This is a genomic window from Aquitalea magnusonii, from assembly GCF_002217795.2.
GTDB classification, from domain to species: domain Bacteria; phylum Pseudomonadota; class Gammaproteobacteria; order Burkholderiales; family Chromobacteriaceae; genus Aquitalea; species Aquitalea magnusonii_B.
Window position 1 is genome coordinate 1544651 of record NZ_AP018823.1, and the last position, 12757, is coordinate 1557407.

The following is a 12757-nucleotide window of genomic DNA, read 5'->3' on the forward strand; positions in this document are numbered from 1 at the left end:
CTTGCCGGCGTAGTGCGTGCTCCTGCTGCGCGCTGCGTTGGTGGTGCTTGCGTGCCGGCAGGGGCTGCTGGTGTGTGATGAAAATAATGTTATAACGTAACATTTATCTCTGCAAGAGGCATGCATGCCGCGCGGGGTGGATCCGTCGTGGGAAAATCGGGGTGTAGGCGGTCGCCTTTGCGGCGGCGCGGCGCTGTCAGCCAGCACGGCAGTGCGGTGGCCGGATGGCTGATCTGCCCGGCGCGCAAGCGGCGTGTTCTGTGCCGGGGCAGTGGCGTTGCACCGCGGCAGGTGATGCTGCGCGACCGTCCCCATGTCTCAGGGCGGCTCAGCCGCGCGGGGTCAGGATCAGGCGCTGGCCAGCGCAATCATGATCAGCACCGGGCTGGTCAGGGTCAGGACAAAGCCACTGATCAAGGCCAGGGTGACGTGGCTGGTACCACATTTAAGCCGGATCAGCGGCAGCGTGGCATCCAGCGCGGTGGCGCCGCAGATGCCGATGGCCTCACGGCTGCAGCGTGCGCCCAGCAAATAAAGCATCATGATGGCCATCAGTTCGCGAAACAGGTCGGTCAGCATGGCAATGGCACCATAAGTGCTGCCCAGCTTGCTGCTGACCAGGATGCTGGACAGGGTGACCCAGCCAAAACCGCTGGAGAGCGCCAGCGATGTCCAGATGCCTTCTCCGGTGCAAACAGCCGCCACCAGCCCGCCGGCCATCGAGCCCAGGATGACCAGGATCGGGATCATCACCACGTCTGGCGCACGCCAGGCTTTGCCAATGTTCACTTCCACCAGTTCGCTGCCGACCAGCGCAATCAGCAGGTAGAGCAACTGCGTTGTCGAGATGGTGTCCAGCCAGTTCCAGCCCCAGCGTGAGACCACCGCGCCCGCGCCAACCATGCCCAGAGCCAGCAGGCAGTCGCGCAGCGCATGCAGCAAATGGGGGGCGTCCGTTGGGCTGTCATCGCTTGGCGGCGCTGCTGCCGCGGGTTGCCGCATGAAAAGTACAATCAGGCCCCAGGGCAGCATGGTGGTGAAGCTGGCGTAGACCAGGGCGGTGAGCAGGGTATTGCCCAGTGCTGCGCCATCATCAAGAACATGGCCAAACTCTTTGCCGCAGTAAAACAGCAGCAGCCAGATCAGTGGTGTCAGCAAGCGGCTGCCATGCCGGATGTGCCGGTGTGGCAGTACCAGGCCAAGCGCATAACCGGCTGACAGGGACAGCAGAAGGGGCAAGATTGAACTGAGGATCTGGTGCATGGTGATTCGTCTTTGATTGCCGCAGAGGCGCTGCAGCCTGCCTTGCTTGTGGAGTTGGAGGGTGTAAAAACGGCTGAGCCAGCAAGCCTGTGCGCCAGCGGAAGCTTGACGGCATGGCCCCACTAGCGCCGGCTGCGGCGTGGTGGCGGCAATGGCGGATGTTGCGCAGCCCAAATCGGGTGGCGCTGCTGCGCTGTCTGGTCTTGCATGGCGGCTCCTGATTGCTGTGCTGCATGGAGTATTACTTTTTCCATGATTCGCATAAATGGATGAAATATCCTTTCAGTATTCCGTAAACGGGAATACTCTGACTGGATCAAGGCCGGAGTTCTTACATGCTTAATCGACTGGAAATGCTGCGCATCTTCTGTACCGCCGCCGAGGCGCGCAACTTCAAGGAGGCGGCCCAGCAACTGGGCATTTCACCGCAGGTGGTCACCCGAGCCATCCGGGAGCTGGAAAGCCAGTTCGGCGAGCTGTTGTTCCACCGCAATACCCGCCAATGCCGCGTGACGCGTGAAGGTGAACGGCTGGCGCAACTGGCAAGAAAAGGGGTGGAGGGGATTGACTGCCTGTTTCAGCAGGCGGAGGAGGCCGGAGCCCAACTGGAAGGCACGGTACGGCTTACCGCCCCGGATGCCATCGGCCAGAGCAGTCTGGTCACCAGCCTTGCCCGCTTGCGGCAACGCTATCCGGGATTGCGCTTTGAGCTGCACCTGGAGGATGACGAAACCAATGTGATCGACGAGCAGATCGATATTGGCATTCGCCACGGCTTGATCAGGGATAGTCGCTTTGTTGCCAGACAGGTTGCCGAAGTGCCGTTCTTCATTGTTGCGGCTCCGGCCTTGCTTGCCGAGCTTGGCATGCCTGCCAGCCTGGCAGAATTGCAGCAATATGCGGTGGTCAGCACCATCGATCAGCGCACCGGCAAGCCATGGCCCTGGTTTTTCCGTCAGGAGGCCCAGTGGACCCCGCGCGATCTGGCCTTCATCAGCAACAGCACCCAGTCCGAATGTGCTGCTGTGCTGGCCGGTTTTGGTTTTGCCCAATTGCCCGGTTTTATTGCCATTCCCCACCTGCGCAGCGGGGCGCTGGTTGAAATATTGCCGACGCTGGCCCCTGCGCCGTGGGCGCTGAGCGTATACCGACCGCAACGCAGCCCGGTGCCTGCGCGTGTCCGGGTGGTATACGACGCGCTGGTCAGTGATTTTTCCAATCCGGCGTTTTTCCCGACCGTCGCATGAAGCCGGCCAGGCCGGTTTGCCCGACACAACCGGCGCTGCCGCCGATATGGTGCGATGGCCTGAAATGGCGATGGGTCTGGTATTGCTGATCGGCTGGCGGACTGCCGGTATTTCAGGGTGTGCTGGTCAATGGCCTTGCGCCTTCACCGGCCGCAGCCCGGACCGGCTGATATATCCCCCATTATTCTGCGCGAGCCCAAACCAGGATTTGGTAATACCGCAAACCGTGAATCACGCATGCCGCCTCTTGTCAGGCGGTTTTTTAATGGCCATTTGATGCTGCGGGCTATTGCGACAATCTGTCGCATGGCGGCAAGCCTTGTAAACCAGGCATGTCTGCACCTTGCGACAATCTGTCGCATGGCGGCAAGCCTTGTAAACCAGGCATGTCTGCACCTTGCGACAATCTGTCGCATGGCGGCAAGCCTTGTAAACCAGGCATGTCTGCACCTTGCGACATTTGGTCGCATTCTTGCGCCGCAGTTTGTCTGGCATGGTGGCGCTGTTTTCCAGCCCCCGCGTTACCGGCCATGCAATACAGCGCCAGCAGCAAGGGATGATTGTGCGGTTCTGGCTGACGGCATTGATGCTGTTTGTCCTGTTGGCGATATGAATGGCGGGCATGGAAGGCAACTGCTGCATAAAAACAGGCTGCCGATAAGGCTTATTACCATTTCTGCGGTATCCGTGCTGAATACATTAAATAAAGAAACAAAATGAAGACAACCAAGCAAGGCGCTCGCCTGGTCCTCCTGCTCTGTGCATTCTATTCGGCAACTGTGCTGGCACAGAATCCGCACCTCAATATCCCTGCGCAAAGCCTGGCTGCGGCCTTGCATGGGCTGGCCGCTCAGACCGGTTTGCGCTTGCAGTTTGACCGCGCTGATCTGCACGGTCTGGCAAGCACCGGGCTTAACGGCACCATGTCGGCTGAGGTGGCCTTGGTGACATTGTTGCAGGGCAGTGGCCTGCAAGCCCGGAAAACCCCCGCCGGGGTTTATCTCATCGTCAAGTCTGCCAAGGCAGGCGATACACAGCTAATGCCGGAAGTGGTGGTGACCGCCACTGCACTGGACAGCTACAAGGCCGACAAGGCTGCCATCTTTGGCAAGACACCGCTGGCGCTGCGTGAAATTGCCAACTCGGTATCGGTGCTGGGCAAGCAGCAAATGGAAGACCAGCACATGACCACGGTGGCCGATGCCATGCAGCAGGCTACCGGTGTCACGGTGATTGCCAATGATACGCTGAGCAGCCAGTACCTGATTCGCGGCTACAACTCGGTGGGGGTGATGTATGACGGGGTGACGTCCTATAACGGCCTGTCGCCTTCACACCAGTTTGACCTGCCCTTGTATGAAAGCATCGAAGTGCTGCGCGGCCCGGCCGGGCTGCTGCGCGGGGTGGGCGAGCCCGGTGGCATTGTCAATCTGGTGAAGAAAAAGCCGCAGAAGGACTTTGCCGCCAGTTGGGAAGCTAGTACCGGCTCGTGGAGCAATAACCGTCTGGTGGGCGATGTCACCGGTGCCATGAACGAAAGCGGCAGCGTGCAGGGGCGGCTGATTGCCAGCAGCGAAGACCGCGACTTTTTTTACGACCACACCCATAGCAACAAGTGGCTGCTGTCCGGCATGCTGCGTGTGGAACTGAGCCCGCAAACCACTGTTGACCTCAGCTATACCGGGCAGAATCAGACCGTGAAAGACCCGTGGTCCGGCCTGCCCACTTACACCAGCACCGACAGCAGCGGTCACTACCAGTTACTGAAGGTATCACCCTCCACCTTCAATGCCCCGGACTGGGGGCGTAGCAGCTACAACACCCAGGAGCTGTCCGCCGCGCTGGCGCACAAGTTTGGCAATGCCTGGACCGCCAAACTGAATGTGAACCACCGGGTGCAGGAGCTGTACTACAAATATGCCTACACCTCGTCCGGCCTTAATCCGCGGACCAATACCATCAACTACAGCACCATGCGCGGTGACTACACCTATACCCGCGACGGCATGGACGTAAGCCTGGCCGGGCCGCTGGACATGTGGGGTCGCAAGCATGACATGCTGCTGGGTTTCAATGTGGACGAATACAATAGCAAGGGCCGTTCCGGTCGCGGGCCTACTTATTCAGGGGTGAACTACGCCAGCGGCAGCAGCCTGGCCGAACCGGTGATCAACTACACCGCGGGCAGCGAAAGCAATACCCGGCAAAGCGGCTTCTACACCCAGGGCCGCCTGCAGCTGAGCGATGCCACCACGCTGGTGCTGGGGGGGCGCACCACCACCTTCCTGGCCAAGTCGCACAATATTGCCCCGTCCACCTTTACCGACTGGAAAGACGGGGCCAAGGCCAGCAATCGCGTCACCCCCTATGCCGGACTGCTGTACGACATCAGCCAGCAACTGACGCTGTACGCCAGCTATGCCAGCATTTTTGTGCCGCAAACCCAGCAAAAGGCCGATGGTTCCACGCTGGACCCGCGCCTGGGCAGGCAGTATGAGGTGGGTGCCAAGGGAGATTTTCTGGATTCCAGGCTGGGTGCAACCCTGGCCCTGTTCAATATCCGCGACAAGAACCGCGCCTATGCCGATCCGGCCTATCCCAGCTCCAACTACTACCTGAATGCCGGGAAAGTTGAATCGCAAGGGGTGGAGCTGGAGGTGCAGGGCAAGCTGAACAGCCGCTTTGACATCAGCGCCGGCTACACCTATCTGACCACCACCTATCTGTCCGATCCGAGCAATCAGGGCAAAACCTATTCCATCCAGAGTCCGCGTCATCAGTTCAAGCTGTGGAGCAACTACAGCTTTGCCGATAGCGGCTGGCTCAAGGGTTATTCGCTGGGTGGCGGGCTGATTGCCCAAAGCCGGACGCAAAGCTCGCGCGGCTGGTCGGACGAGGTGGTGAACAGCGGCTACGTGGTGGCCAATGCCCGTATCGGCTACCAGTTCAACAAGAACTACAGCCTGGCGCTGAATATCAACAACTTGTTTGATACCCGCTACTACGCCTCGGTGGGTACGCCGAATATCTACAACTTCTATGGCGAACCGCGCAATATCATGCTGACCATGCGTGGCCAATACTAGCGCCACCCCAGGCCGGATGCGGCGGCAGCCCGGCCTGCGCCAGACTCCTGTCGGTGAGTAGGCCGCGGTCGCCAGCGGCAGGGCAGCCGGCTGCTGATGCGCCTCATGCAATGAAAATGCCACCGCAAGCGGTGGCATGATGTTGGGGCATGGCCGGTGACTTACAGATCGCCGCCGGTTTCCAGAATGAAGCTGGCCTTGGCATCCTGGCCCAGTTGTTCAACCAAATAGGGCAGGACTTCCTTCAGCATGGCCGGCAGGGTCCATGGCGGGTTCAGCAGGAACATGCCGCTGCCGTACATGCCAAAGCCGTCTGCCGACGGTGCCTGCACATGCAATTCGGCGCGCAGCCAGCTCTTGGCCGGCAGCTTTTTCAGTTCCTTGGGCAGTTCTTTCATTTCGGCGCGTTGCAGGCAGGGGTACCACACTGCGTAAATGCCGGTGGCAAAGCGCTTCAGGCCTTCTTTGAGCGCGGTGACTACGTGCTGGTAGTCGCGCTTGTCTTCATAAGGCGGGTCGATCAGCACCAGTCCGCGGCGCGGCGGTGGCGGCAGGATGGCCTTGATGCCTTCAAAGCCATTGGCCTGCTGCAACTGGGTGCGGCGTGGATGACCGCCGAAATTCTGTTCCAGCAACTGAAAGTCAGTCGGGTGCAGCTCGAACAGGCGCAGCTTGTCGCTTGGCGGCATCACGGCGGCGGCGCACCAGGGCGAGCCGGGGTAGTAGCGCAGTTCGCCATCCGGGTTCATCTCGCGTACCACGTCCACATAGGCCGCCACGGCGGGGGGCAGGTCGCTACGGTCCCACAGGCGGGCAATGCCGCTCAGGTATTCGGCATTCTTGGCCGCATAGCCTTCCTGCAGCGCATAGCCACCGGCACCGGCATGGGTGTCGATATACCAGTAGGGTTTGTCTTTCTGGCCCAGGTAGTCCAGTACGGCAATTTCAATCAGGTGCTTGAGCACGTCGGCATGGTTGCCGGCGTGAAAGGCGTGGCGATAACTCAGCATGCATCAGCTTTCTAAGACAATGGCGGCATTGTAGCGGATTTGACCGCGCTTCAGACGCTGGGCAGCCAGTGGGCGGGCAGGGCGCTTTGCCAGCCCAATGCGCGCACCACGCTGGCAAAGTCCTCCGCCAGCGGGCAGTTCAGGGTGATGGCGGCACCGGTCAGCGGGTGGGTAATCTGCATTTCCATGCAGGCCAGCAGCAGGCGCTGGCTGCCAAAGTGCTCGGCAAGCATGCGGTTGTGTACGCCTTTGCCGTGGGTGGCATCGCCAATGATGGGGTGGGCGATGTGCTTCATGTGGCGGCGCAACTGGTGGCGGCGGCCGGTGAGCGGCGATAACTCCAGCAGTGCATAGCGGCTGCTGGGGTAGCGGTCCACCGCGATGGGCAGCTCCACCGTGGCCAGGCGGCGGTAGTCGGTTTGTGCTTCCTGCGGGCCGGGCTGCACCTTTTCGCCCAGCCAGGCCAGATCGTCCACGCGGCGGCTGAGGGCGTGATCGATATGGCCGGATTCGGCCGGATGGCCGCGGACCACCGCCAGATAGCGCTTGCTGACTTCCTGGCGCTCGAACTGCCAGCTCATTTCGCGCGCGCTGTCCTTGTCCAGCGCAAACAGCAAGACGCCGGAAGTGCCTTTGTCCAGCCGGTGTACCGGATAAACCCGCTGGCCGATCTGATCGCGCAGCAACTGGATGGCAAAACGGGTTTCATGGCGGTCCAGCTCGGAGCGGTGGACCAGCAAGTTGGACGGCTTGTGAATGGCGATCAACTGCGGGTCGCGGTAAAGAATGGGTAGCATGGCAGTGTTGATGAGGCGAAGGCGGCGATTGTAGGGCTTTGTCCCCGGCTTGGGTATGCAGATGCGCTTGCCGTGGCTGAATTGAGACAGCGGGCAAGGGCTGCGGCGGGAAAAGCGGCTAGTCCGGCACGATGTTTGCAGTGAAATCTTGCAGCGTTGTCAGCAAAACGTCATATTTTCTGTTCTGTCATGCGTGGCTGGCATGTATTTTGTGGCGCGCGGCGGCGGCGTGATGCTGTTTTGCTGTTTGCTAAATGCCAGCTTTGCGACAGGGTATTTCAAAGTAGAGAGGAAAATGTTTACAGTCAATTTCCCCCTCATTACAATTCGCCGCGCCCATCAAGTTGAAATACCGTGCGGTTGGCTGAGATCGATTTAGCTGCTGCCGGATGAGTTGCGCAAAAAATAGCCAATGCGGAAGCTGGGGCTTTCCGAGACTGCATGATGCAGACTGCTGTCCATCTGCATGTTGACCAACAAAACCAAGAGTTCCTGATATGACCATTCAATTGAAACGCGCAAGCCTTGCCCTTGCCCTGTCCGTACTGGCTGGCACAAGCTTCGCCAAGGATTTCAGCCCGGCGGTGATCTACGACCAGGCCGGCAAGTTCGACAAGAGCTTTAACGAGGCGGCGTTCAATGGTGCCGAGCGTTTCAAGAAGGAATTCAAGATCAGCTACCGCGAAGGCACTATCGCCTCCGAAGCGCAGAAAGAACAACTGCTGCGTAATCTGGCGCGCAAGAATGCCGACCTGATCGTCTCGGTCGGCTTCTCCTTTACCCAGGCGGTGGAAACCGTGGCCAAGGAATTCCCCAAGGTGAAGTTCACCATTATTGATTCCGTGGCCAAGGGTCCGAACGTACAGAGCATCGTGTTCAAGGAACAGGAAGGCTCCTTCCTGGTGGGCATGGCCGCTGCGCTGGCTTCCAAGTCCGGCAAGGTGGGTTATATCGGTGGCATGGATGTGCCGCTGATCCGCGCCTTTGGCTGTGGCTATGTGCAAGGTGCCAAGTATGCCAACAAGAAAACCGAAGTCATCCAGAACATGACCGGCACCACTCCGCAGGCCTTCAACGACCCGGCGCGTGGCACCGAACTGGCCAAGAGCCAGTTTGACCGTGGCGTGGACGTGGTGTTTGCCGCTGCCGGCGGCACCGGCTTGGGCGTGCTGCAAGCCGCCAAGACCGCGGGCAAGCTGTCCATCGGCGTGGACAGCAACCAGAACCACCTGTATCCGGGCTTTGTGCTGACTTCCATGGTGAAGCGCGTGGACAATGCCGTGTACGACACCTTCAAGTCGGCCAAGGATGGCAGTTGGAAGCCGGAAGTGAAAGTCATGGGCCTGAAGGAAGGCGGCGTGGACTGGGCGCTGGATGCCAACAACCGCAAGCTGATTTCTGCCGATATGGAAAAGAAGATTGGTGCGGCCAAGAAGGACATCATCAGTGGCAAGCTCAGCGTGGTGGACTATCGCACCAACAATAGCTGTCCGGTGAAGTAAGTCTTTAGATGATCTTTTCCCGGCTGCGGCCCGGGAGGACTGCAGGCACGATGGCTCCGGCCCTCGTGCCTGTTTGGTTCTTGTGGCCGGGCCGGGATTTATTGCATGCGGGGAAATACAGGCATGACTGATTTCGCCATCGAACTGGCCGGCATCAGCAAGCGCTTTGGCGCGGTGCAGGCCAATCGCGATGTGACGATGCACATCGCCAAGGGCAGCATTCACGGCATCATCGGTGAAAACGGTGCGGGCAAATCCACGCTGATGAGCATTCTGTACGGCTATTACCAGGCCGACGAAGGCAGTATCCGGGTGCATGGCCGCGAAGCGCGCATCCGTAACAGCCAGGAGGCCATCCGCCTGGGTATTGGCATGGTGCATCAGCACTTCATGCTGGTGGATACCTTTACCGTGCTGGAAAACATTGTGCTGGGTGCCGAAGGTGGCCTGCTGCTCAAGCAGGGCCTGGAGCAGGCGCGGGCGCATTTGTTGCAGCTCAATCGTGATTATTCGCTGGAAGTGGACCCGGACGCCCTGGTGGGCGAGCTGGGCGTGGGCCTGCAACAGCGGGTGGAAATTCTCAAGGCGCTGTATCGCGGTGCCGATGTGCTGATTCTGGACGAACCCACCGCGGTGCTGACCCCGCAGGAGGCCGACCATCTGTTCTGCATCCTGCGTGCGCTGCGCGAACAGGGCAAGACGGTGATCCTGATCACCCACAAGCTGCGCGAGGTGATGGACATTACCGATGCGGTGAGCGTGATGCGTGCCGGCACCGTGGTGGGCAATGTGCGCACCGCCGATGTCGACAAGGAAAAGCTGGCCGACCTGATGGTGGGGCGCAAGGTATCACTGAAAGTGGACAAGGCCGAGCGTACGCCCGGCGCAGCGGTGCTGGAGGTACGTGGCCTGAGCCTGACCGATGCGCGCGGCGTCAAGCTGCTGGACGGACTGGATTTTCAGGTGCGTGCCGGTGAGATCGTCGGCATCGCTGGCGTTTCCGGCAATGGCCAGTCCGAGCTGCTGGAAGTGCTGGCCGGCATGGTGGAACCCACCAGCGGTGAAATCCGCTACCACGGCAAGGACTTACTGCAGGAAAAATCCAGCCAGCCGCGTGCGGCGCTGTATCGCCAGAAGGGTATTGCCCATGTGCCGGAAGACCGTTCGCGCGAGGGGCTAGTGAAATCCTTCCCCATGTTCGAAAACGCCATTCTGGGCTACCACAACGACAAGACCATCAGCCGCCGCGGCCTGTTCTCCCGCCAGGCGCTGCTGGCGCGTACCCGCGACTTCATCCGCCAGTTTGACATCCGTCCGGACAATGCCCAACTGCGAGTGGGCCTGCTGTCTGGCGGCAATCAGCAAAAAGTGGTGCTGGCGCGGGAAATCCACGCCAACCCGGACTTGCTGCTGATCGGCCAGCCCACGCGCGGGGTGGATATCGGCGCGATCGAGTTCATCCACCGTCGGCTGGTGGAATTGCGCGATGCCGGCAAGGCCATCTTGCTGGTGTCGGTGGAACTGGAAGAAATTCTGGCCTTGTCCGACCGCATCCTGGTGATGGCGGGCGGGCAGATCAGTGGCGAAGTGGCGGCCAAGGAAGCCGACACCGTATCGCTGGGCTTGTTGATGGGGGGGCATAAACAGTGAAATTCGGACAACCGTCCACCTTGCCGCGCTGGGCGCAATTAAGCGTGCTGCCGGTACTCAATCTGCTGGCCGCCTTGCTGGTGACCGGCTTTGTTACCTGGCTGATTGGCGAAGACCCGTGGGAATGCCTGCAACTGCTGGTCAGCGGTGCCTTTGGCAGTGGTGAGGGCATTGGTTATACGCTGTTCTACACCACTGGCTTCATCTTTACCGGCCTGGCCGTGGCGACGGCGTTTCATGCCGGGCTATTCAATATCGGCGGGGAAGGGCAGGCCTATCTGGCTGGGTTGGGCGTTACGCTGGTGGTGCTGGCGTTTGACCACACCCTGCCGCCGCTGGTGCTGGTGCCGCTGTGCATACTGGCAGCCATGGGCTTTGGTGCCGCCTGGGCCTTTATTCCGGGCTGGTTGCAGGCCAAACGTGGCAGCCACATCGTGGTGACCACCATCATGTTCAACTTCATCGCCTATTCGCTGATGTTGTACCTGATTGGCCATCACCTGATTGAAGCCGGTTCGCAAAACCCCACCACGCGGGAATTCGGCCAGAATGCCTGGATTCCGGCCCTGCATCAACTGGCTGCCGGTGTGGGAATCGAACTGCCCAATACCCCGCTCAACCTCACCTTCATCATGGCCTTGCTGGCTTGCGTGCTGTTCTACCTGCTGGTGTGGCATAGCCGATGGGGCTTCCAGCTGCGCACCGTCGGCGTAAACGAAAGCGCGGCGCGCTATGCCGGTATCAATGTCAGCAAGACCATCATGCTGGCCATGTGCATTTCCGGTGCGCTGTCCGGCTTTGCTGCCATCAACGAACTGCTGGGTTCCACCCACCGCATGAATGTGTCCTTCACCAATGGCGTGGGCTTTGTCGGCATTGCCGTGGCGCTGATGGGGCGCAACCATCCGGTAGGCATCATCCTGTCCGCCTTGCTGTTTGGCGGCCTGACCCAGGGCGGGCTGGAGCTGTCGTTTGAAAAGCCGGTGATTACCCGCGAGATGATCATCTTCATCCAGGGTTTGATCATCCTGTTCTGCGGCGCACTGGAAAACCTGTTCGAGCCCTTCATCGCCGGGCTGTTCAAACGCAAGGAGGATAAGTGATGGAGCAATGGCTCAGTCTGCTTGATTCAACCATCCGCGTGGCCACGCCGCTGGTGCTGGCGGCCTTGGCAGGCATGTTCTCCGAGCGTTCCGGCGTGGTGGACATCGGCCTGGAAGGCAAGATGCTGGTGGCGGCGTTTGCCTCCGGCGCGGCGGCCTTTGTCACCCATTCGCCCTGGCTCGGCCTGTTGGCCGGGGTGATGGCGGCAGTCAGCATGGCCATGGTGCATGCCTTTGTTTCGGTTACCTATAACGGCAACCAGCTGATTTCCGGCATGGCCATCAATACCATTGCCTCCGGCATTACGCCGGTGCTGGGTCTGGCCTGGTTCCAGCAAGGTGGCAATACGCCGCAACTGGATGATGACTCGCGCTTTCACGACATCACCCTGCCGTTTGCCGATGCCTTGTCGAATGTACCTGTCCTTGGCCAGCTGTATAGCAAGCTGCTATCCGGGCACAGCATCCTGGTGTATCTCACCATCCTGATCATTCCGCTGGTGAGCTGGGTGGTATACCGCAGCCGCTTTGGCCTGCGCCTGCGCGCGGTGGGCGAAAACCCGCATGCGGCGGATACCGCTGGCGTGTCTGTAGCGCGGGTGCGTTACATCGCGCTGTTCTGGGGTGGTGTGCTGTGCGGCATGGCCGGTACTTTCCTGTCGGTGTACCAGACTGGTTCCTTTATCAAGGAAATGACGGCGGGCAAGGGCTTTCTGGCATTGGCGGCACTCATCTTCGGTAAATGGCGCCCGCTGCCTGCGGTGCTGGGCTGCTTGCTGTTTGCCTTTGCCGATGCGCTGCAAATCCGGCTGGAAGGGGTGGATCTGCCAATCGTCGGCCAGATTCCGTCGCAGGCCATCCAGGTCATTCCCTATGTGCTGACTGTGTTGCTGCTGGCTGGTTTTGTCGGTCGGGCGGTGGCACCCAAGGCCATTGGCGTGCCTTTTGTGAAGTCACGCTAAGGGTGGTTTGTCAGCGCTGTTGTCATGAAAAAACCGGCTTAGGCCGGTTTTTTCATGTGCCGCGCAAATATGCCGGTCTGCAGGTCGAAAATGCAAGGCAGATACACTACAACAAGTGTGTGCCTGGGATTCTCATG

At 60.1% G+C, this 12757-nt stretch carries 10 protein-coding genes; 7 read left to right on the top strand and 3 right to left on the bottom strand.

The features are described from left to right. Window positions 1–348 precede the first annotated feature (348 nt). Entirely contained in the window at window positions 349–1263 is a 915-nt protein-coding gene (locus tag DLM_RS07465; protein WP_089084159.1) for a lysine exporter LysO family protein, read from the bottom strand. 335 nt (window positions 1264–1598) lie between these two features. Here DLM_RS07465 and DLM_RS07470 point away from each other — a divergent pair, with 335 nt between their 5' ends. From DLM_RS07470 to DLM_RS07475, 3 genes are all read left to right on the top strand, one after another. Continuing rightward, window positions 1599–2510 carry a LysR family transcriptional regulator gene (locus DLM_RS07470; RefSeq protein ID WP_089084160.1) on the top strand — a complete coding sequence of 304 codons (912 nt, stop codon included), beginning with the start codon at window positions 1599–1601 and terminating at the stop codon, window positions 2508–2510. Between the two features lie 129 nt (window positions 2511–2639). Then, window positions 2640–3230 (top strand): hypothetical protein, encoded by a 591-nt coding sequence (locus DLM_RS22980; protein ID WP_145985788.1) that lies wholly within the window; start codon window positions 2640–2642, stop codon window positions 3228–3230. After that, window positions 3227–5596 (top strand): TonB-dependent siderophore receptor, encoded by a 2370-nt coding sequence (locus DLM_RS07475; RefSeq protein ID WP_089084161.1) that lies wholly within the window; start codon window positions 3227–3229, stop codon window positions 5594–5596. The genes DLM_RS22980 and DLM_RS07475 overlap by 4 nt, the downstream gene beginning before the upstream one ends. A gap of 161 nt (window positions 5597–5757) precedes the next feature. Here DLM_RS07475 and DLM_RS07480 read toward each other — a convergent pair whose 3' ends face one another. Beyond that, window positions 5758–6606: a 23S rRNA (adenine(2030)-N(6))-methyltransferase RlmJ gene (locus DLM_RS07480; protein ID WP_089084162.1), complete on the bottom strand. Its 849-nt coding sequence runs from the start codon at window positions 6604–6606 to the stop codon at window positions 5758–5760. Window positions 6607–6656: 50 nt separating this feature from the next. After that, a complete protein-coding gene (locus DLM_RS07485; protein WP_089084163.1) occupies window positions 6657–7403 on the bottom strand; it encodes a tRNA pseudouridine(65) synthase TruC in 747 nt (248 codons plus the stop codon). Between the two features lie 497 nt (window positions 7404–7900). On the opposite strand from DLM_RS07485, the gene DLM_RS07490 reads away from it, so the two are divergent. The 4 genes from DLM_RS07490 to DLM_RS07505 all read left to right on the top strand — a co-directional run bounded on the left by DLM_RS07490 (window position 7901) and on the right by DLM_RS07505 (window position 12620). Further along, on the top strand, window positions 7901–8905 hold the full coding sequence (locus DLM_RS07490; RefSeq protein WP_089084164.1) for a BMP family lipoprotein: 1005 nt from the start codon (window positions 7901–7903) through the stop codon (window positions 8903–8905). 123 nt (window positions 8906–9028) lie between these two features. Next, a complete protein-coding gene (locus DLM_RS07495) occupies window positions 9029–10555 on the top strand; it encodes an ABC transporter ATP-binding protein (RefSeq protein WP_089084165.1) in 1527 nt (508 codons plus the stop codon). Next, a complete protein-coding gene (locus tag DLM_RS07500) occupies window positions 10552–11658 on the top strand; it encodes an ABC transporter permease (protein WP_089084166.1) in 1107 nt (368 codons plus the stop codon). Before DLM_RS07495 ends, DLM_RS07500 begins: the two co-directional genes overlap by 4 nt. Beyond that, window positions 11658–12620, top strand: coding sequence for an ABC transporter permease (locus tag DLM_RS07505; RefSeq protein WP_197715528.1), 963 nt, complete (start codon window positions 11658–11660; stop codon window positions 12618–12620). The genes DLM_RS07500 and DLM_RS07505 overlap by 1 nt, the downstream gene beginning before the upstream one ends. Window positions 12621–12757: the final 137 nt, after the last annotated feature.